At 67.4% G+C, this 19,886-nt stretch carries 22 protein-coding genes; 10 read left to right on the forward strand and 12 right to left on the reverse strand.

The annotated features are described in order from the left end of the window. Positions 1-51: 51 nt before the first annotated feature. Both BLT45_RS09140 and BLT45_RS09145 read right to left on the reverse strand, forming a co-directional pair. Positions 52-1,233 carry a BaiN/RdsA family NAD(P)/FAD-dependent oxidoreductase gene (locus BLT45_RS09140; RefSeq protein WP_093297702.1) on the reverse strand — a complete coding sequence of 394 codons (1,182 nt, stop codon included), beginning with the start codon at positions 1,231-1,233 and terminating at the stop codon, positions 52-54. Positions 1,234-1,237: 4 nt separating this feature from the next. Further along, a complete protein-coding gene (locus BLT45_RS09145) occupies positions 1,238-1,795 on the reverse strand; it encodes a YaeQ family protein (protein ID WP_093297705.1) in 558 nt (185 codons plus the stop codon). A 312-nt stretch (positions 1,796-2,107) separates the two neighbouring features. Here BLT45_RS09145 and BLT45_RS09150 point away from each other — a divergent pair, with 312 nt between their 5' ends. Further along, positions 2,108-2,317, forward strand: coding sequence for a cold-shock protein (locus BLT45_RS09150; RefSeq protein WP_056880400.1), 210 nt, complete (start codon positions 2,108-2,110; stop codon positions 2,315-2,317). Between the two features lie 68 nt (positions 2,318-2,385). On the opposite strand, the gene dbpA is transcribed toward BLT45_RS09150, so the two are convergent. From dbpA to BLT45_RS09170, 4 genes are read right to left on the reverse strand one after another with little or no spacing between them, the layout of a single operon-like run. Further along, positions 2,386-3,762 carry an ATP-dependent RNA helicase DbpA gene (gene dbpA, locus BLT45_RS09155; RefSeq protein WP_093297708.1) on the reverse strand — a complete coding sequence of 459 codons (1,377 nt, stop codon included), beginning with the start codon at positions 3,760-3,762 and terminating at the stop codon, positions 2,386-2,388. A 39-nt stretch (positions 3,763-3,801) separates the two neighbouring features. Then, on the reverse strand, positions 3,802-4,236 hold the full coding sequence (locus BLT45_RS09160) for a barstar family protein (protein ID WP_093297711.1): 435 nt from the start codon (positions 4,234-4,236) through the stop codon (positions 3,802-3,804). After that, the gene (locus BLT45_RS18685; RefSeq protein ID WP_093297714.1) at positions 4,233-4,808 is read right to left on the reverse strand and encodes a guanyl-specific ribonuclease; all 576 of its coding nucleotides are present in this window, start codon (positions 4,806-4,808) and stop codon (positions 4,233-4,235) included. Before BLT45_RS18685 ends, BLT45_RS09160 begins: the two co-directional genes overlap by 4 nt. A gap of 7 nt (positions 4,809-4,815) precedes the next feature. Further along, positions 4,816-5,595 carry a YbaY family lipoprotein gene (locus BLT45_RS09170; protein ID WP_093297717.1) on the reverse strand — a complete coding sequence of 260 codons (780 nt, stop codon included), beginning with the start codon at positions 5,593-5,595 and terminating at the stop codon, positions 4,816-4,818. Between the two features lie 115 nt (positions 5,596-5,710). On the opposite strand from BLT45_RS09170, the gene BLT45_RS09175 reads away from it, so the two are divergent. The 3 genes from BLT45_RS09175 to BLT45_RS09185 all read left to right on the forward strand — a co-directional run bounded on the left by BLT45_RS09175 (position 5,711) and on the right by BLT45_RS09185 (position 8,126). Then, complete coding sequence (locus tag BLT45_RS09175; protein WP_093297721.1) at positions 5,711-6,316, forward strand: YdeI/OmpD-associated family protein; 606 nt, start codon at positions 5,711-5,713, stop codon at positions 6,314-6,316. Positions 6,317-6,437: 121 nt separating this feature from the next. Beyond that, positions 6,438-7,322 carry a ZIP family metal transporter gene (locus BLT45_RS09180; protein ID WP_093297725.1) on the forward strand — a complete coding sequence of 295 codons (885 nt, stop codon included), beginning with the start codon at positions 6,438-6,440 and terminating at the stop codon, positions 7,320-7,322. A 51-nt stretch (positions 7,323-7,373) separates the two neighbouring features. Then, a complete protein-coding gene (locus BLT45_RS09185; RefSeq protein WP_093297727.1) occupies positions 7,374-8,126 on the forward strand; it encodes a glutathione S-transferase family protein in 753 nt (250 codons plus the stop codon). Positions 8,127-8,155: 29 nt separating this feature from the next. Here the strand turns inward: BLT45_RS09185 and BLT45_RS09190 are convergent, their stop codons facing one another. Continuing rightward, complete coding sequence (locus BLT45_RS09190; RefSeq protein WP_093298790.1) at positions 8,156-9,910, reverse strand: M14 family metallopeptidase; 1,755 nt, start codon at positions 9,908-9,910, stop codon at positions 8,156-8,158. Between the two features lie 150 nt (positions 9,911-10,060). On the opposite strand from BLT45_RS09190, the gene BLT45_RS09195 reads away from it, so the two are divergent. From BLT45_RS09195 to BLT45_RS18330, 3 genes are all read left to right on the forward strand, one after another. After that, the gene (locus BLT45_RS09195; protein WP_093297733.1) at positions 10,061-11,677 is read left to right on the forward strand and encodes a POT-type proton-dependent oligopeptide transporter; all 1,617 of its coding nucleotides are present in this window, start codon (positions 10,061-10,063) and stop codon (positions 11,675-11,677) included. Positions 11,678-11,686: 9 nt separating this feature from the next. Then, complete coding sequence (locus BLT45_RS09200; RefSeq protein ID WP_093297736.1) at positions 11,687-12,301, forward strand: rhomboid family intramembrane serine protease; 615 nt, start codon at positions 11,687-11,689, stop codon at positions 12,299-12,301. Between the two features lie 80 nt (positions 12,302-12,381). After that, positions 12,382-13,101, forward strand: a complete 720-nt coding sequence (locus tag BLT45_RS18330; protein ID WP_175455778.1) for a hypothetical protein — start codon at positions 12,382-12,384, stop codon at positions 13,099-13,101. Positions 13,102-13,246: 145 nt separating this feature from the next. Here BLT45_RS18330 and BLT45_RS09210 read toward each other — a convergent pair whose 3' ends face one another. After that, positions 13,247-13,450, reverse strand: a complete 204-nt coding sequence (locus BLT45_RS09210) for a hypothetical protein (RefSeq protein WP_056880390.1) — start codon at positions 13,448-13,450, stop codon at positions 13,247-13,249. A gap of 198 nt (positions 13,451-13,648) precedes the next feature. Here BLT45_RS09210 and BLT45_RS09215 point away from each other — a divergent pair, with 198 nt between their 5' ends. The 3 genes from BLT45_RS09215 to cfa all read left to right on the forward strand — a co-directional run bounded on the left by BLT45_RS09215 (position 13,649) and on the right by cfa (position 15,978). Further along, positions 13,649-13,942: a GNAT family N-acetyltransferase gene (locus tag BLT45_RS09215; RefSeq protein ID WP_093297740.1), complete on the forward strand. Its 294-nt coding sequence runs from the start codon at positions 13,649-13,651 to the stop codon at positions 13,940-13,942. A 67-nt stretch (positions 13,943-14,009) separates the two neighbouring features. Beyond that, positions 14,010-14,852 (forward strand): DUF3298 and DUF4163 domain-containing protein, encoded by an 843-nt coding sequence (locus BLT45_RS09220; protein WP_254771819.1) that lies wholly within the window; start codon positions 14,010-14,012, stop codon positions 14,850-14,852. A gap of 7 nt (positions 14,853-14,859) precedes the next feature. Continuing rightward, a complete protein-coding gene (gene cfa / locus BLT45_RS09225) occupies positions 14,860-15,978 on the forward strand; it encodes a cyclopropane fatty acyl phospholipid synthase (protein ID WP_093297743.1) in 1,119 nt (372 codons plus the stop codon). A 60-nt stretch (positions 15,979-16,038) separates the two neighbouring features. On the opposite strand, the gene pilH is transcribed toward cfa, so the two are convergent. The 4 genes from pilH to lpdA all read right to left on the reverse strand — a co-directional run bounded on the left by pilH (position 16,039) and on the right by lpdA (position 19,779). Continuing rightward, positions 16,039-16,431: a twitching motility response regulator PilH gene (gene pilH / locus BLT45_RS09230; protein ID WP_093297747.1), complete on the reverse strand. Its 393-nt coding sequence runs from the start codon at positions 16,429-16,431 to the stop codon at positions 16,039-16,041. Between the two features lie 104 nt (positions 16,432-16,535). After that, a complete protein-coding gene (locus BLT45_RS09235; protein ID WP_093297751.1) occupies positions 16,536-17,531 on the reverse strand; it encodes a YhdH/YhfP family quinone oxidoreductase in 996 nt (331 codons plus the stop codon). 113 nt (positions 17,532-17,644) lie between these two features. Then, entirely contained in the window at positions 17,645-18,238 is a 594-nt protein-coding gene (locus BLT45_RS09240; RefSeq protein ID WP_093297754.1) for an LOG family protein, read from the reverse strand. 104 nt (positions 18,239-18,342) lie between these two features. Beyond that, positions 18,343-19,779: a dihydrolipoyl dehydrogenase gene (gene lpdA / locus BLT45_RS09245; RefSeq protein ID WP_093297757.1), complete on the reverse strand. Its 1,437-nt coding sequence runs from the start codon at positions 19,777-19,779 to the stop codon at positions 18,343-18,345. Between the last annotated feature and the right edge of the window lie 107 nt (positions 19,780-19,886).

The raw sequence follows: 19,886 nt of genomic DNA on the forward strand, positions 1-19,886 counted from the left end.
CGGTTTCCAAAAGAGTAGCAAGGGCGTTGGTCCGGGGAACGCCGCAGTGCGTCAGACCGCCAGGCCTGCCGCGTGGCCCGATGCCCAGGCCCACTGGAAGTTGTAGCCACCCAGCCAGCCGGTAACGTCGAGCACCTCGCCGACGAAGAACAGGCCCGGCACGCGCTTGGACATCAGGGTGCTGCTGGAAACGCCGTCGGTATCCACGCCACCCAACGTCACTTCGGCGGTTCGGTAGCCCTCTGTGCCGCTGGCGATCAGCGGCCAGTCGGCGAGCAGGGTGGCTGCTTCCTTGAGCTGGGGCGCGTTGAACTGCCTCATCGGGCGATTGGGCAGCCAGACCTCGCAGAGTCGCTGGGCGAAGCGGCGCGGCAACGCGTCGGACAACACGGTCTTCAGTTCGGCGTCCGGGCGCTGCTGCTGTTGCGCCAGCAGCCAGTCCAGCGAATCACGGTCCGGCAGCAGGTCCAAGCGCAGGTCATCGCCCGGTTGCCAGTAGGAGGAGATCTGCAGGATCGACGGGCCACTGACGCCGCGATGGGTCAGCAGCACGAAATTGCGGAAGCGTGCCTTGCCGCAGCGGGCCTCCACTGGAAACGACACGCCGCTCAGGTCGGCCAGCCGTTCCTGGTGCTTGCCGCTGAGGGTCAGCGGCACCAGGCCGGCGCGCGTGGGCAGCACGTCGTGGCCGAACTGCTTCGCCAGCTCGTAACCGAAGCCGGTGGCGCCCATGCTCGGGATAGAAAGCCCGCCGGTGGCCACCACCAGCGAGGGTGCCGCGAAGCGGCCCAACGTCGTGTCCAGGCGGAACACGCCGTCCGCCTGTTCGACCTTGCCGACACTGCAACCGGTTTCGATGCGCACGCCGGCGGCCAGGCATTCGTCCACCAGGAGCTTCACGATCAGCTTGGACGAGACGTCGCAGAAGAGCTGGCCGAGTTCCTTCTCGTGATAGGCGACGCGATGGCGTTCGACCAGTTCGATGAAGTCGCTTGGCGTGTAGCGGGCCAGCGCCGACTTGCAGAAATGCGGATTGGCCGACAGGAAGTTGGCGGGCGTGGTGCCGGTATTGGTGAAGTTGCAGCGGCCGCCGCCCGACATCAGGATCTTCTTGCCCACCTTGTTGGCGTGCTCGACGACCAGCACGCGCAGGCCGCGCTGGCCGGCGGTGAGGGCGGTCATCAGGCCGGCGGCACCGCCGCCCAGGACAAGGACGTCGTGGGTCGGAAGCATGCGGTCAGGCCGCCCGCGCGAGGCCTGCCTGGCGGATGGCCGGGATCACGCTGACCACATGCTCGTCGGTCATCCACTGCATTTCGCCGTCCTGGATCATCACGTTGAAGCGCATGCTGCGGACCATCAGTGCGGTGATCGCGTCCACCGCATCAGGCGTGATGTCGAGCACGGTCAGGTTGCGGTGGCGGGCGAGCAGCGCCGCGTTCTTGTCCCACCACAGGTCGGCCGCCCGGCCGCCATAGTTGACCACGACCACCTCGTTGGCCCGCCCGCAGGCCTTGCGGATCCGGGACTCGTCCGGCTGGCCCAGGTCGATCCACTGCTCGATCAGACCGGTGTAGTCCTTGCGCCACAGGTCGGGCTCTTCCTCGTTGCTCAAGCCCTTGCCGAACTCCAGGCGTTCGTCGGCATGCAGGGCGAACGCCAGCAGACGGACCATCAACCGTTCGTCGGTTTCGGAGGGGTGCTGGGCCAGCGTCAGGGCGTAGGTACCGTAGTGATGACGGTCCATGTCGCTGATCTGCAGCTCGGCTTTGACGACAGTGGACTTGAGCGCCATGGCAGGGGTTCGGCAAAAGGGGCGCCATCATACGCCGGCCGCGTCGGGACGCCGGACAGGCCGGCTGCAACCGGTTACACGGAGGCACGGGATCGCCCTGTTCAGCTTCGATCGTGGCGGGATTCGCTTTTGCGCGCAAACCCCGGTAGAGTGCGCGGCACTGTGCTTGCCAGGGTCACCGTGAATCGTGAGCCTGATGCGGTAGATACATCTGCTACATCTTCCCGCTTTACCAACGCCTGCAAACCCAGTCCCGTTCCAGCCAATGCTGGAATCGTGGTCCTTTCATCCATGTTTCAGGAGTTAGTAAAGATGTCTGATCGTCAGACCGGTACCGTCAAGTGGTTCAACGACGCCAAGGGCTTCGGCTTCATCACCCCGCAGAGCGGCCCCGACCTGTTCGTGCACTTCCGCTCGATCCAGGGCAATGGCTTCAAGTCGCTGAAGGAAGGCCAGCAGGTCACCTTCGTCGCCGTGCAGGGCCAGAAGGGCATGCAGGCCGACCAGGTGCAGGCGCTGTAATCCAGCCCTGAACCCTACGGTTCAAGAAAACGCCGGTGCGCAAGCGCCGGCGTTTTTGTTTGCGCGCGTTACAGCTTGCGGACGCGGAAACTGCGGCCCTTGATCTTGCCGGCATTGAGCCGGGCCAGCGCCGCCGCCGCCTTGTCGCGCGCGACCGCCACATAGGTGCGGGTGGGGAAGACGTTGATCTTGCCGATGGCGGCGGCCGACAGGCCGGCGTCGCCGGTCAACGCACCGAGCACATCGCCCGGGCGCAGCTTGTCCGTCTTGCCGGCATCGATGCGCAGCGTGGTCATGGCCGCCGGCGGGGCCGCATGCGCCTTCGGCGCGGCGGGCACGTTGCGGTCCCACAGCAGCGGCGCGCCGAAGCGTTCTTCCAGCATCGCGGCGCGCGGCAGTTCCCGCGGCGTGCACAGGCTGATCGCCAGGCCATCGCGGCCGGCGCGGCCGGTACGGCCGATCCGGTGGACGTAGGTATCGGCATCGCTGGGCATGTCGAAGTTGACCACCAGGCCCAGATCTTCGATATCCAGGCCGCGCGCGGCCACGTCGCTGGCCACCAGCACGTTGCAACTGCGGTTGGCGAAGCGCACCAGCACTTCGTCGCGGTCGCGCTGTTCCATGTCGCCGTGCAGGGCGAGAGCGGAGAAGCCGAAGTGCTGCAGCGAGACGGCGACTTCGTCCACGTCCTTGCGCATGTTGCAGAACACCACGCAGGTCTCGATGCGCTGCTGTGCGATCAGTCCCGCCAGCGCCACCTGCTTGCGCGCGGGCTCGACCTGCACGAAACGCTGTTCGATGGCGGCGCGTTCCTGTGGTCCGTCGACAGTGACTTCGAGCGGGTCGCGCAACGTGTTGCGGGCGATCGTGCGGATCGCATCATCGAAGGTGGCCGAGAACAGCAGGCTCTGCCGGCCCTTCGGCGTCTTGCCGATGATTTCGCGGATGGGCTCCTCGAACCCCATGTCGAGCATGCGGTCCGCTTCGTCCAGCACCAGCGTGCGTACGCCGCCGAGGTGCAGCACCTTCTTGCGCAGCAGTTCCTGGATGCGGCCCGGCGTGCCGACGACGACGTGCGGGTCGTGCGCCTCCAGCGAACGGATCTGCGGCTCCAGCGGCAGGCCGCCGCAGAGCGTCAGCACTTTCAGGTTGGGCAGTCCGACCGCGAGCTTGCGAATCTGCTGCGCGACCTGGTCGGCCAGTTCGCGGGTCGGGCACAGCACCAGCGCCTGCGTGCGCACGGTGCCCAGGTCGAGCCGGTGCAGCAGGCCGATACCGAACGCGGCGGTCTTGCCGCTGCCGGTCGGCGCCTGCGCGATGACGTCGCGGCCGTCGAGGATGGCGGGCAGGCTCTGCGCCTGGATCGGAGTCGGCTGGGTATAGCCGAGGGCGTCGACGCCCTGCTGCAGGCCGGGCGCCAGCGGGAGATGTTTGAAATCGTGCATGCGGCATTTTCGCAGATCGGCGCGCCGGCCGTCGGAAACCTACTGCAGGTCGGGGAAATCCTCTTCCGGCAGCGCAATGAATGCCCAGAACGGCACCTCATCCGCCGCCCAGGCCTGCGATGCCTCGTCCAGGATGTCCAGCAACGTGTCGAAGTCGGCTTCGTTGTGTTCGCGCAGCGCATGGGCTTCCTCGAACAGCAGCACGTAGCCCGGCGCCGGCAGCCAGGACAGGTCACGCAGGCTGTCGGACAGGGCATCCCAGTTGCGCCCCGACGTGTCGGGGAAGTCCAGTACCGTGGCGATGCGCAGCAGCAGCGCGGCCTTGCCGTCGCAGCCGGAGAGGTCCACGCGGCGGGCCAGCAGACCGGCGTCGCGGCCGACGGCGGCGAGCGGGCCGAGGTCGTCCTCGGTGACGAAGAACACGCCCGCGCGCGCGGCATCGGTCAGGCCGGGATCGAAGCCGGATTCGCTCATGGTGCGGTGCCCTTATCGATCTCGAACCGGCGGAAACTGTCGTAGTGGTCGTCCGTGTAGTAGTACTCGCTCGGCGGCGTGCCACCCGTGACGATGCGCCGCGCGCCGCGATGGTCCAGGTCGGGCGTGTCCACGGTGTACTCGTGGTAGTAACCGCGTGCCTGGCGCGGGAGCCGTCCTTCGCGATTCTGGAACACCGCTCCGTCCTGGCGATGAGGGAACGGGCCGCCGCGCTGGATTAGGTCCAGCGTGGCGCGCGCTTCCGGCGGCAGGAACGCGGGCAGCGTGGGCGTGGCAGGCGTTGATGTTGTCGGAGCGGGCGCCGACGCGACGGCCGGCACCTCGCCTGCGAGCGCGCCGGGCCGTGTCTGTTCGACCGGTGGCAGCGACAGCGCTTCGTTGACGCGTTGCGGATCGCCAACCTGCTGTGCCACTTCGGGCGTCGGCGCATCGGGGGCGTCGCCCCGCTGCGTCCACCACCATGCGCCTGCGCCGATCAACAATAAGGCGACGAAGGCGAGCAGGGGCAGGCGAAGGCCGGAGGATTGGCGGCGGCGGGAACGTCGGCTCATCAGGGGCTCATTCGGTCAGGAAGCGGCCGCAACCGCGGTAGGTCCGGTCGCCGACGACGAGCGTCGCGGAGGCCGGGTATTCGGTATCGCTCATGCCGTCGCTGCAGGGCTCACGTCGGGTAGTCAGCGACACGGCGGTCTGGTCGGCCGCCTTGCCGCGGTAGCCGTCCGTGATGCGCTCCAGGCGCGCCACATCGATCTTGCGCTCGCCGTAGTCGAGTTCGGCATGCAGCGCCGGCGTGGCGCCCGCGCCGACTTCGACCAGCCAGCCCGGCTCGGTGCCGATGCCGCGGAAGACGATACCGCGCGCCTTCGCCTGGTCCCACGGTGAGCCGTTCGGCGGCACCGGGTCGCCGCCAGCGCGCACCATGCGGAACTCGACCGGCGTGCTGGCCCCCGGCGTGACAGGCACGCGCGTATCGGTGACGAACCACAGCTTGCCCTGGGCGTCGCGCAATCCGGCATGCAGGCCGTAGCGGCCATTGGGCCGGAGCTTGGCGGGGTCGTAGGCCAACGAGAACGCGTAGGGAGGTCCCTGCAGGCCGGTGAACTCCTGGCTGGCGATCACCGCGGCCGGCGTGTCGGCCAATTGCGCGTCCACCAGCTGCACGCTCAGGCGGGCATCCGGCGGTGGGGCGATGCGTTCGAGATACGTGGCGCGGCCTTCAACGGCGGCGGTCGGTCGTGGCGTGTCGGTCGCAGGCACCGGCTGGCCGGGATCGGTGGCGGGGCGCGGTGTGCACGCGGCAAGCGCCAGGCAGGTGGCGGCCAGCAGGGGTCGGATCATCGAGGGCGCTCTCGCGTTCGAGGTGACCCAGCATAGCTACGCCTGACGTAACGGATCGTCAATGCGGGGCGGGTCAGGACCGCGCTACAGTGCGCACGTTCGAGGGACGCCCGACATGCCGACGACCGATCCGCGCATCGATGCCTACATCGCCAAGGCGGCGGATTTCGCCCAGCCGATCCTCATGCATGCGCGCGCCGTGGTGCACGACGCGTGCCCGCAGGTGGAGGAAACGGTGAAGTGGGGCATGCCGACGTTCCAGTACGGGGGGCGCATCCTCTGTGGCATGGCGGCGTTCAAGCAGCATGCCTCGTTCGGCTTCTGGCAGCACGAGCAGGTGATGGAGACCGGCGAGCGGACCGGCATGGGCAGCTTCGGCAAGATGACGACGGTCCGCGATTTCCCCGCGCGGCGCACGCTGGTCTCCCTGATCCGCAAGGCCATGGCGTTGATCGATGCGGGTGCGAAGCCGGACGCCGCGCGCGCGTCTCGCACGACCAAGCCTGCGCTGCGGGTGCCGGCCGACCTGCGCGATGCGCTGGCCGGCAACGCGGCCGCGAAGACGACGTTCGACGGCTTCAGTCCGAGTGCGCGCCGCGAGTACATCGAGTGGATCACCGAGGCCAAGCGCGCGGACACGCGCACGCGCCGGCTCGAGCAGGCCGTCGCCTGGCTGGCCGAGGGCAAGACGCGCAACTGGAAGTACGAGCGGCGCGGGTGACCGCCGGCGGGCATCGACGGCCCACATCGCCACGATTCAGTTTTGCGATGACACCTGTCGGCGCAGCGGCGCTAGGATGCAGGCGTACGACGTAACGCACCGCGACCCCGGAGTTCCCGGCATGAACCGCGTCCTGCAGCCGTTCGCCCACACCCGCACGCAAACCGCCTGGCCCTATCTGCTGGCCGTGGCCGCGATCATCGTCGCCGCCGTGTGGTGCGTGGTCGGCATCCCGTCGAACCCGGCCGAGGGCGGCATACGGCAGTCCCTGCGTGGCGGCGCGCTCTGCGCGCTGGCGACGGCGCTGGGCGCGCTGCCGGTGCTGGTGGTGCGGGCGATCCCCCAGCGCGTATCCGACGGTCTGCTGGGATTCGGTGCCGGCGTCATGCTGGCGGCTACGGCGTTCTCGTTGGTGCTGCCTGGTTTGGAAGCCGCGAGTGGCGCGGGCTACTCGCCCTGGGGCGCCGCAGCGCTCGTCAGCGGTGGCGTGCTGCTCGGCGCAGGCGTGCTGCTGCTGATGGACCGCGTGCTCGTCGACGATCCGCTGGACGCGCAGCGGCATCTGGTGCCGTCGCGGGTGATGCTGTTCGTCCTGGCCATCGTGCTGCACAACATACCGGAAGGCATGGCGGTCGGCGTCTCGGCGGGCGGCCGCCTGAGCGGTGCGGAAGGACTCGCCATGGGTATCGCCCTGCAGGACGTGCCCGAAGGCCTGGTGGTGGCACTGGTGCTCGCCACCGCCGGCATGGCGCGCAGCAAGGCGGTCTTCATCGGTGCGCTGTCGGGCGTGGCCGAACCCCTGGCGGCCGTGCCCAGCGCATGGGCGGTGGGTCTGTCGTCGGTCCTGCTGCCATGGGGACTGGCGTTCGCGGCGGGTGCGATGCTGATCGCGGTGGGGCACAGCGTCATACCGGAATCCAACCGTCACGGACACGGCGCCATCGCGTCCTGGGGGCTGGCCATCGGCTTCTGCCTGATGATGTCGCTGGATACCGCCCTGGGTTGACCCGATCGCGCGGACTGCGCACCCTGCGTCGGACCTCGACGGAGCAGGGACATGACGGAACCGCTGACGATCATCGGCAACTACATCTCGCCCTACGTGCGGAAGGTGCTGGTGTGCCTGGATGTAAAGGGCATCCCGTACCGCATCGACCCCATCGCGCCGTTCGTCGGCGACGACGCATTCAGCCGGCTCAGTCCGTTGCGCCGCATCCCGGTGCTGATCGATGGCGATCTAGTCCTCAACGACTCCACCGTCATCTGCGAGTACCTGCAGGACCGGTTTCCCACACCGTCGCTGTATCCTGCCGATCCGGTGCAGCGTGCGCAGGCGCGTTGGCTGGAGGAGTACGCCGATTCCTACCTCGGCGATGTGGTGATCTGGCGGATGTTCTTCCAGAAGGGCGTGCGGCGCTTCCTGTTCAACGAAGGCACGGACGAGGACGTAGTCCGCAAGGCGCGCGACGAGGAACTGCCTGTCGCGCTGGACTATCTTGAAGCGCGGCTGCCGGAGGAGGGCTGGATCTTCGGTGAACTGTCTATCGCCGACATCAGCGTGGCCAGCTTCTTCCGCAACGCGGCCTTCGTGAAGTACCAGGTGGACCCGCAACGGTGGCCGCGCGTCGCGGCCTTCGTCGGACGCGCCCTCGCTTTGCCCGCGTTCGCCCGGCTGGCGGCCTTCGAAGACCGCACGTTGCGCACGCCGTTGCCGGAGCAGCGCGCCGTACTGTCCGAGATGGGCGCTCCGCTCACCGCGACGACCTGCGGCAATGCGGCACCGCGCTACGGGGTGATGCGCCTGGGCTGAGGATGTCGCCTAACCGCGACGGCGCGGCTTCAGGGCGCCGCATCCACGCGCAGCACCGGGTAGAGCTGGTAACGCTCGTCCCACGAGGGATGACGACGGTAGAAGAATTCCAGCCGTGCGGCGGGGTCGTCCGCGAAGGCCTTGTCTTCGCGCAGCCTGCGTTCGAACTCGGCCTTCACGGCCGGGTCGCGCAGCATCTCGCGTGCGACGGTTTCGGCCACGTAGTCTTCCATGTACTCCTTGCGCTCGAACGCGTTGTTGAAGCGACCCCAGGCGAGCAGCGAATCCGGTGCCTTCGGCTCCAGCAGCGCCATCACCAGGCGCGCCTTGGGCTGGGCGATGGGTACGAACAACGCACCCGTGGGCGTGCTGCGGGCTTCGCGCGTCCAGTCGCCCTCGACCGTCAGGCGCTGGTGGGTTTCGACCGACGTGCCGCCGAAACCGCTCTTGGTCGCGCGGAACACCTGCGCGTCGCCCTGCCAGGCCTTGCCCAGCAGGCGGTAATCGATGCCGTGCGTCTTCAGCAGCGGCGCGACCCATGTGGCTTCCGCCGCAGGCACCAGGTAACCACCACGCGGCGCGTCCACGACGACGCCCGGGCGGATGTCGTCCTTCAGCGGTACCTTCCAGATCTGTGGCGTGGTTTCGTCGTAGCGCGTCATCAGCGCGCCGGATACGTCGGACTTCGTTCGCGTGTAGGCGTAGCCGCGGAAGTCGACCGTGCGCGCCGTCGGCGCCGCGACCCAGGTCAGGGGCTCGGCCTGGCCGGCCAGCTGCGTGGCCGCCGCATCCGCCTGCTTCGCGGCCGCCTGCCAGGCGGCGCCATCACGGGCGACGTGCTCCAGCACCGAAACGACGGTGTTGCGGGTGATGCGCACGCGCACGGGGTATTCCTTCCACGAGTGCGTTTCCACCAGCATGCCGATGCGGTTGCGCAGCAGGAAATAGCCGTGCGAGAAGCGGGGCGGCGGCACACCGTCCTCGAAGCCGGAGGTGGGATCGTCGCCCACGACGAACGACGGGTAGTAGGGCAGGGGCAGCGAGCCCTGCTTGGCCAGGTCGCCGATGACGGCGGTGCGCAGGGCGAGACCGGCCTTGCGCAGGCCGGCATCGCCGGCATGCACCGGTTCGACCTGGATGGAGATGTCGTGCTCGAACTGCGCGCCATTGGTCGCGTGCAGGTCGACCGCAACGATCGGGTCCCAGCGCTGCACCAGCTGCAGCATGGCCTGCATTTCGGCCGCGTCGGCCTTCACGTAGTCGCGGTTGAGGTTGTAGTTCTGCGCGGTGGTGCGCCAGCCCATTTCCTTCGGGCCGCGCTGATTCGGGCGATTCCACGCGCCGAAGCGTTCATGGCCATCGACGTTGAACACCGGTACGAACACCCACACCAGCTTGTCCAGCGCGCCGGGCGCCGCCTTGCCTTCCAGCACCTCGCGCAACGCGAGGAAGCCCGCATCCTTGCCATCGATCTCGCCCGCGTGGATGCCGCCCTGGACCAGCACGACAGGCAGCTGGCGGCGTTGCGCCTGTTCGGGCGTAAGCGCGCCGCTGGTCGAGGCGATGATGGCCTTCATCGGCCGGCCTTCGGGCGTGGTGCCGAACGTGGTGCAGCGCACCGCCTTGGGATACTGGCGCGCGAATGCGTCGCAGAGGGCGATGACCTCGTCGTAGCGGCCGGTGTCCACGAACCCCGAGCGCTCCGACACCGTGGTCAGGGCCGATTGGGCGTGCGCGAGCGGCGCGAGGGCGAGCAGCAGCGTGATGCAGGGCAGGCGCAGCATGGTCATATCCTGAACAGGGCAGCGCGCATGATGCCCAGCAATCGCGGTCAGTCCCAGTCCCCTTTGCGCCCATGCGGCCACGTCGTGGGCGGTTCGACCCGTCGCGGGGGGATACGGTAACCTTCCGGGACTTTTTCACCGGAAGATCGGATGAGCACGACCGCAGAAGCCAGCCAGGGCCGCATGCCCCGCCAGATTCCCTACATCATCGGCAACGAGGCGTGCGAGCGGTTCAGCTTCTACGGGATGCGCAACATCCTGGTGCCGTTCCTGATCAGTTCGGTGCTGCTGGCGTACCTGCCTGATGAAGCGTCGCGGAACGGTGCGGCGAAGGACATTTTCCACAGCTTCGTCATCGGCGTGTATTTCTTCCCGTTGCTGGGCGGCTGGCTGTCGGACCGCTACTTCGGCAAATACAACACCGTCCTCTGGTTCTCGCTGATCTACTGCGCCGGCCACGCGTGCCTGGCGATGTTCGAGAGCCACGCAACCGGCTTCTACACCGGCCTGTTCCTGATCGCGCTGGGTTCCGGCGGCATCAAACCCCTGGTCGTGACGTTCTGCGGCGACCAGTTCGACCAGACCAACAAGAGCAAGGCGAAGATCGTGTTCGACGCCTTCTACTGGATCATCAACTTCGGCTCGTTCTTCGCTTCGCTGCTGATGCCGCTGGTGTTGAACAGCTGGGGTCCTGCCTGGGCATTCGGCATCCCGGGCATCCTGATGTTCATCGCCACGCTGATCTTCTGGGCGGGGCGCAAGAAGTACGTCAACGTGCCGCCTTCGCGCGGCAACGACCCCGACGCGTTCCTCAACATCGTGCGCAGTGCATTGCTGGTGAAGGGATTCGGCGCAGGCACGTTCGTCGCAGCCGTCGGCATGGTCGGCGCCGTCGTGATGCTGGCATTGTGGGCGCTGAAGTTTGCGGGCGTCGGGATCTGGCCCGAGGCGTGGGGCTTCGTCATCACCGCGTGCCTTGCGTTGGGCGCGATCATCGCCGGTGTCGGCCTCGGCGCCTCGCTGCAATTGGAGCGCGCGCGTGGTCTGCATCCGGATGCCGCCATCGAAGGCGTGCGCTCGGTGCTGCGCATCCTGATCGTGTTCGCGCTGGTCACCCCGTTCTGGTCGTTGTTCGACCAGAAGGCCTCCACCTGGGTCATCCAGGGCAAGGACATGGTGATCCCGCACGACGCATGGTGGTGGCCTAGCCGGCTGGTGAAGGACGCTACCCAGATGCAGGCGTTGAACCCGCTGATGGTCATGCTGCTGATCCCGTTCAATAACCTGGTGCTGTATCCGCTGCTGCGGAAGATGGGCTTCAACGTCACCGCGCTGCGCCGGATGGGTTGGGGCATCGCGATCTCCGCGCTGTCGTGGATCGTCGCCGGCCTGCTGCAGCTGCAGATGGACGAGGGCGAGAAGGTCTCGCTGGCCTGGCAGACCCTGCCGTACCTGCTGCTGACGTTCGGCGAGGTCCTGGTGTCGGCGACGGCGCTGGAGTTCGCCTACAGCCAGGCGCCGATGGCGATGAAGGGCGTGATCATGGCGTTCTGGTACCTGACCAGCACCTTCGGCGGGCTGTGGGTGCTGCTGACGAACGCCAGCGTGCGCGATCCGGCCGTGATCGGTTGGATCCAGTCGCAAGGCTGGACCGAGAACGCTTTCCTGATGTTCTTCTTCGCCGGCTTCGCGTTCGTGGCCGCGCTAGCGTTCGCGCTGTACGCGCGAAGCTACCCGATGCAGGACAACTACCGCACCGCGGCCTGAGGACGACAGATGGACGCGCCCATCACTCTTCTGATCATCGCTGCTACGTGTGTCGTCAGCCTGGTCGCCTTTCGCACCCCCACGCTGTTGATGCGGTTGATCCTGTGGCCGCCGGCGATCGACCGCCATCGGCAGTACGACCGATTGGTGACCTACGGTTTCATCCATGCCGACTTCTGGCACCTGTTCTTCAACATGTTCACGCTTTTCTTCTTCGGTCGCGAGATCGAAGGCTGGATGGCGGGACAGAAAGGGCCTTGGGTGTTCCCTCTGTTCTATCTTTCGGCGCTGGTGGTATCCATCCTGCCTACCTATCTGAAGCATCAGAAGGATCCCAACTACCGCAGTCTCGGCGCCTCGGGTGCAGTGTCGGCAGTGCTGTTCGCTTTCATCATGCTGGCGCCATGGGCAAGGATCGGCGTGTTCTTCGTCCCGATGCCGGCCATCGTATTCGCCGTGCTCTACATCGCGTACAGCATCTGGATGGACAAGCGCGGCGGCGACAACATCAACCACGGCGCACACCTCGCAGGTGCCGCATATGGCGTGCTTTTCTTAGTGGTGATGGATACCGGAGTCGTGGAGCACTTCCTGCAGGAGCTGTCACGTCCCAGTTTCGGTTAAGCCGCCATTGCGGTGGCGATCACCTGCACTGAAGGTTCTCCGTGCTATTTCCGTGCCACGTCCCACACGTGGAGAAGCGCATGGCAACGGCACGCAAGGCGACTGGCAAGAAGGTCACCAGGAAAGCCGCCAAGAAGGCGGCAAAGAAGACCGTGAAGAAAGCGGCGAAGAAGGCGACGGCGAAGAAGACCGTTGTCCGCACGGCGAAGAAGGCGGCCGGCAAGACCACGAAGAAGGCCGTCAAGAAGAGCGCGGTCCGCAAGATCGCCAAGAAGGCGGCGGCGAAGAAGGCGCCGCGCAAAGCTGCGGCGAAGCGCGCGCCTGTGAAGAAGGCAGCGAAGAAGGTCGCGCGCAAGGCTGCGGCCAAGAAGGCAGTGAAGAAGGTCGCGCGCAAGGCCGTGGCCAAGAAGGCGGTCAAGAAAGTAGCGAAGAACGCGACGAAGCGCGTCGCCGCCACGCCGCGTCCCGCTTCGGCGGTGAAGGCGCGCAAGGCGACCACCGCGCCTCGCAAGGCGCCGCCGCGCAAGCGCGCACCGAAGAAGATCACCCCCGCACAGGCGCTGGCGAACGCACGGGCGCTGCTGGAACAGAAGCAGGAACATGACCGCCAGCCGACACCGTGGCAGCAGCTGGACGAGAACGGTCAGGGGTCGACGCCGGGCGCCGGCTTCGTGTCATCCGAAGCGGCGGGCAAGGCGCTGGAGTTGCATGCGGCCGAGAGCCGGATGAAGGCGATCCAGGGCAGTTCCGGCACGCAGGATCGGCGCAACCAGGGCAAACGCGATCATCGCGGCGACTGACGCGACGGTATCGAAGAAGATGCGGGATGTATCGGTTTCTTCCTGCGGATCCGCAGGAGGGACGGGACTCCGGCGCGGCAGTCGCACCCGAAGGCGGACCCCTGCGCCGCGCCGGAGCACCCGGTAGAGAAGAAGCGTCTTGCGATCAGTCCATCAACGAGTGCACGGCGTGCACGCTGCCGATCTCGGCGCTGGAGTAGGCGGACATCAGGCGCTCGTACACGGCGTTGTTGAGGCGCTCGAACTCCCAGTCGCTGGTGTGGCCGGTGACGGTGAGCTGGAACAGGCCTTCCAGCAGCGTGAAATCGCTGGCGTTGGAGACGTCGGGCAATTCTTCGATCAGGCTCATGGCGGAACTCCGAAGTGCGGGTCTATGGGTCTGTACACGCAGCAATCGTGCCAACTCTTGTTTCGCGAACCCGGTCACGTTTCGGTCGCGCGACAAAACCTTTCACAACGATGAATGTGACGCGCTGCGTCAGTTTTGCCTCAGTCCACCCTGGGCATTGGGTCACAATGTCCATGAGCCCCCTGCCACGGAGATGCCATGACCCCCGACCCGCCTTCCCCGGATGTGCATCACGACGCCGATACCCGCCGGTTCCACACCCGGGTGGACGGCCACGAGGCCGAGCTGCTGTATTCGCTGCGGGACGGCCGGATGACCATCAACCACACCGGGGTCCCGGACGTGATCGGCGGACGGGGCGTGGCGGCGGCGCTGGTGAAAGCGGCGCTGGAACTGGCGCGCGCTCAGGGATGGCGGGTGATACCGGCCTGTTCGTACTCCGCGGCCTACGTCCAGCGGCATCCTGAGTACGCCGGTCTGGTCGAGGGCTGAATCGGCTGGAGGACGCGGGTGGTGCGCCCTAGAATGACGGCCATCACACACGCGGAAGGAGCCCGAAGTGTCCCCCAGCAAGTCCTCCCCCCTGGCGCGCACGGTCCTGTTGGCCGCGCTGGCGGCCGTTTCCCTGGCTGCCTGCAAGCGTGAATCCGCCCCGGCGGCACCCGGCGACGGGGCCACACCCGCGGCCACCCCGCCGGCAGGCGCGGACGCCGCACCGGTGGCGCTGAAGGACGCCATCGAGACGACCGACCGCTACGTGGTCGGCATCAGCTATCCCGCCGCCGCCAACCGGTACCCGGGCCTGGCGAAGGCGTTGTCCGACTATGCGGCCGCCGAACGGGCGGAACTGATGGAGGCGGTCGATGCCTTCGGCAACGACAAGCCCACCGCGCCCTATGAGCTGTCGCTGGCTTTCGAACAGGTGGTGGACACGCCTCAGATCGTCGCGGTCGCGGCCGATGGCAGCCGTTACACCGGCGGTGCGCACGGCCAGCCGCTGATCGCGCGGTTCGTCTGGCTGCCGCAGCAGGACAAGCGCCTGACGTCGGCCTCCCTGGTGCCGGACCCCAAGGGCTGGCAGGCGGTCAGCGACTACGTGCGCGAGCAGCTGCATACCGCGGTGGTCACGCGCGCCGACGAGGACGAACTGGCGGCCACGGACCGCGCCGCGCTCATCAAGAGCACGTCACGGATGATCGATGAGGGTACGGAACCCGAGCCGGCCAACTTCAGCGAGTTCGTGCCGGTCCTCGACGCGGCCGGCCATGTCGCTGCGCTGCGCTTTGTGTTCCCGCCCTACCAGGTCGGGCCGTACGCGGACGGCACGCAGACCGTGGATGTCCCCGCCAGCGTCCTGCTGCCGCACGTCGCGCCGGAGTACGCGGGGCTGTTCGCCCGCTGAGTCCGCCATGCCGCACGCCCGCTTCGAGCACAGGATGCGAACCCTGTTGGCCGAAGCGGATGTGCGCATCGACGGCGATCGGCCGTGGGACTTCCGGGTCAACGACCCGCGCGTGCACGCGCGCGTGCTCGGCGAGGGCTCGCTGGGCCTGGGCGAGAGCTACATGCAGGGCTGGTGGGACGCGGATGCGCTCGATGGCCTGCTGTTCCGCCTGCTGGACGCGCGCCTGGATGAGCGCGTGCATCGGCCCGGCGAACTCTTCGAAGCGCTGCGCGCGCGCCTGACGAACCTGCAGTCGCGCCGCCGCAGCGGCGAGGTCGGGCGACGCCACTACGATCTCGGCAACGATCTGTATGCCGCGATGCTCGGTCGGCGCCTGGTCTACAGCTGTGCCTACTGGCGCGATGCGCAGGACCTGGACGCCGCCCAGGACGCCAAGCTCGACCTCGTCTGCCGGAAGCTACGCCTGGCGCCGGGCATGCGTGTGCTCGACGTCGGTTGCGGCTGGGGCGAGGCGCTGAGATTCGCCGCCGAACGGTACGGCGTCAGCGGTGTCGGCGTGACCATCTCGACCGAGCAGGCCGAGTACGCGCGTCGTCTCTGCGCCGGCTTGCCGGTCGAGATCCGCCTGCAGGACTACCGTGATCTGGACGAGCGCTTCGATGCCGCGTTCTCGCTGGGCATGTTCGAGCATGTCGGGGTCAAGAACTACGCGACATACTTCGACGTCGTACGCCGCTGCCTGCCCACCGACGGTCTCTTCCTGCTGCATACCATCGGCACGAACCGCTCGGTGCACCGGACCGATCCGTGGATCGCGCGCTACATCTTCCCAAACTCGATGCTGCCTTCCGCCGCGCAGGTCGCGCAGGCGTTGGAAGGGCGCTTCGTGCTGGAGGACTGGCACAGCTTCGGCGCGGACTACGACCGCACGCTGCAGGCCTGGCGGAGCAACGTGGAGGCGGCATGGGAGCGGCTGGATCGGCGCTACGACGCACGGTTCCGGCGGATGTGGCGGTTCTACCTGAGCGCCTCGATGGCCACGTTCCGAAGCCGCCGTTCGCAGTTGTGGCAGTTGGTGCTGTCCCCGCGCGGGGTGCGGGGCGGCTACGTGGCGCCCCGCTGAGGGCGCAAACGAAAAGAGCAGGCCGGAGCCTGCTCTTTGTGCGACGCGTACCGGCGCGCTTCAGGCCGAGGGCGGCGAGGGCAGTTCGCGGGCGTTGAAGATGCGTTCGATGACCTCGGCCAGTTCGTCTTCCGAGAAGGGCTTGGTCAGGTAGGCCTTGGCGCCCTGGCGCAGGCCCCACATGCGATCCGTGTCCTGGTCCTTGGTGGTCACCAGGATCACCGGGATGTGTTTGGTCGTGGCTTCGCGGCTCAGGGTACGGGTGGCCTGGAACCCATTCAGGTTGGGCATCACCACGTCCATCAGGACCATGTCCGGCAGCTCGCGCTTGGCGACTTCCACGCCTGCGGCGCCATCTTCGGCGGTGATGGATTCGTGCCCGAGTTTCTCGACGATACGCTGGATGCCCAGCAGCTGCGACGGTGAATCGTCGACGATCAGAATCTTTGCCATGGAGTTCCCCAAGTTGTCCCCGCCGAGGATTGTAGAGCGACTTTGGGACAAGACAAATGGGGATCGCGGCCAGGGCATGACGCCTGTCGTGCCGCCAGTGCCGTTCATCCCATTCGCACGAGCGTACGGCCGAAGGACTGGCCGGCCAGCATGGTCCGGAAGACCTCGGGAAGGCCGTCCAGGGTGGTTTCACGGGTGCAGATGGTGTCCAGGTGGGCCGGCTTCCAGTCGCTGCCCAGGTGGGCCCAGACCGCCTCGCGGATGTCCCGCGCGGTGCCCGCCGAGGCGACGCCCAGCAGCGAGACGCCGCGGATGATGAAGGGCATAACCGTGGTGGGCAGATCGTGGCTGGCGGCCAGGCCGGCCGTGGCCACATTGCCGTACGGCGTGGTCTGCGCCAGCAGGCTGGCCAGCATCGGGCCGCCGACGTTGTCCAGGCCCCCGCCGAAGCGCGCCGACTCCATCGGTCGCGTCGTGGCGAGCGCATCACGGCCGAGGACCTGGCGCGCGCCGATGGAGGTCAGGTAGGCGGTGTTCTCCGGCTTGCCGCTGATCGCGTGGACCTCGAAGCCGGCCTTGCTGAAGATGTCCACGGCCAGCGAACCGACACCGCCAGTTGCGCCGGTGACGGCCAGCGGCCCCAACTCGGGCGTCTGCCGGTTCTCGCGCATCCGGAACAACGCGAGCGCGGCGGTGAAACCGGCCGTGCCGAGGATCATGCTCTCGCGCAGGCTGAGGCCGGCGGGCAGGGGAATGACCCACCGCGCTTCAAGGCGCGCGTACTCGGCATAGCCGCCATCGCGCGTCTCGCTGAGGCCGCAGCCGGTGACGAGCACGGCATCGCCTTCCTTGAACGCCGGATCGGTCGAGGCCACCACATGCCCCGCGACGTCGATGCCGCCCACCAGCGGGAAACGCCGCAGGATCTTGCCTTCGCCGGTGCCGGCGAGCGCATCCTTGTAGTTGACCGACGAGTACGCGGTCTTGATGACCACTTCGCCCGGATTCAAGCCATCGAGCGTCAGGGTTTCGATGCCTGCACGGTAGCCGGCGTCGTCGTTGTGGATGCGGAAGGCGGTGAAGGTGGCGGGCAGGGTCATGGGGTCTCCTTGTTCGTCGTCGCGATGAACGGCAGGGAACGGCGTGGTCCCGATTCTGCCTGCGGACGAGGTGCGGGTGCGCCGGACTTTGGTCTAATGCGTCGCGCGACCGATCAACGCAGCGACTTCCGCCGCTTCTCGTCCATCCACTTGTCGGCCTGCGCCGGCGAATAGGCGCGCATCCAGGCGACCATCGCGTCGAGGTCGTCGCCGTGCCACAGGTCGTTGCGCTGTTCCGGGTGCAGGAAGCGCTCCTCCACCATGCGGTCGATCATGCCCATCAGCGGCGTGTAGAAGCCTTCCACGTCGAGGAAGGCGCAGGGCTTATCGCCGATGCCGAGCTGGCGCCAGGTCAGCATCTCGAACATCTCGTCCAGCGTGCCGAAGCCGCCGGGCAGGGCGACGAAGGCATCGGACAGGTCGAACATGCGCTTCTTGCGCTCGTGCATGTTGGCGACCACCTCAAGCCGGGTGACGCCCTTGTGCGCCACTTCCCAACCCACCAGTTGCTCCGGGATCACGCCGATCACCTCACCGCCCGCGGCGAGGACCGCGTCGGCGACGATGCCCATCAGGCCGACGTTGCCGCCGCCGTAGACCAACTGCATGCCCTCCCTCGCGATGCGCTCGCCCAGGGCGACGGCGCGTTCGGTGTAGACGGGCTTGCTACCGGCGTTGGAGCCGCAGTAGACGCAGATGCTCTTCATGTCGCTGTCCTGTAGTGCGTGTTGTCTGAAACGCAAAACGCCAGGCTTCGCCTGGCGCATGCGGTATCTCGGCGACCCGCGTTCGCGCGGTCGCCGTGCGGGCCTCAGTTGGCCTTGTGGATCGAACGCTTGTGCACGGCCATCGCGGCGTCGTGGATGGCTTCCGACAGGGTCGGGTGCGCATGGCAGATGCGCGCCAGGTCGTCGGCCGAGCCCTTGAACTCCATCGCGATCACGCCTTCGTGCACGAGTTCCGAGACGCCCACGCCGACGGCGTGCAAGCCCAGGATCAGGTCGGTCTCCTCATGCGCGATGACCTTCACCAGGCCGGCCGGTTCGCCCATCGCGACCGCACGGGCGATGGCGGCGAACGGGAAGGTGCCCACCTTGTACGGCACGCCCTCGGCCTTGAGCTGCTGCTCGGTCTTGCCGACCCAGGCGATTTCCGGCTCGGTGTAGATGACCCACGGCACGGTGTCGAAGTTGACGTGGCCCGGCAAGCCTGCGATCAGTTCCGCCACGGCGATGCCTTCCTCGAAGCCCTTGTGCGCCAGCATCGGGCCGCGCACGCAGTCGCCGACGGCCCAGACACCGTCCACGCCGGTGTGGCAGTGGTCGTCGACTTCGATCTGACCGCGGTCGGTCAGCTTCACGCCGGTGCCGTCGGCCAGCAGGCCCTTGCTCGCGGCCTTGCGGCCCACGGCGACCAGCAGCTTGTCCACCGTCAGCGTCTTCTCGCCTTCGGCGTCGCTGTAGGTGACCACGACTTCCTTCTTCTTGCCCTTGCCGGTGAGCTCGGTCTTGCTGACCTTCGCGCCAAGGCGGATGTCCAGGCCCTGCTTCTTGAATTCCTTCGCCGCGACCTTGGCGATCTCGGCGTCGGCGGCGGCCAGGAATTCCGGCAGCGCTTCCAGGATCACCACCTCGGCGCCGAGGCGCTTCCACACGCTGCCCAGCTCGAGGCCGATCACGCCGGCACCGATCACGGCCAGACGCTTCGGCACTTCGGTGAAGTCCAGCGCGCCGACGTTGTCGACGATGTACTCGTTGTCGAACTTGGCGAACGGCAGTTCGATCGAATCCGAACCCGAGGCGATGATGACGTTGGTGCCCTTGAGCTCGACGTCGCTGCCGTCGTGCTGCTTCACCTTGACGACGTTGCCGGGCTGCAGCTGGCCGAAGCCGTAGTACGGGGTGATCTTGTTCGCCTTGAACAGCATCGCGATGCCGCCGGTGAACTGCTTCACGATCTTGTCCTTGCGGCCGACCATCGCCTCGACGTCGATCTTGGCGTCCTTGAAGGTGATGCCGTGGTCGCCGAACAGGTGGCTCATGTTCCAGTACTGGCGCGAGGAGTCCAGCAGCGCCTTGGACGGCACGCAGCCCACGCGCAGGCAGGTACCGCCCAGCGCGGGCTTGCCGTCCTTGCCGAGCGCGGCGTCGATGCAGGCGACCTTCATGCCCAGCTGCGCGGCGCGGATGGCGGCGTGGTAGCCGGCCGGGCCGGCACCGATGACGACGACGTCGAATTGTTCAGCCATTTCAGTGTCCTTTGCCTTGTGCGTCCATGAGTGGACGGTGGCGGTGTCTCGTGGAAGGAAATGGGGCCCCGCAGGGCCCCTTTCCAGCCCCCCGTGGGGAGCCGCGC

This window comes from Pseudoxanthomonas sp. CF385, from assembly GCF_900104255.1.
GTDB lineage: Bacteria > Pseudomonadota > Gammaproteobacteria > Xanthomonadales > Xanthomonadaceae > Pseudoxanthomonas_A.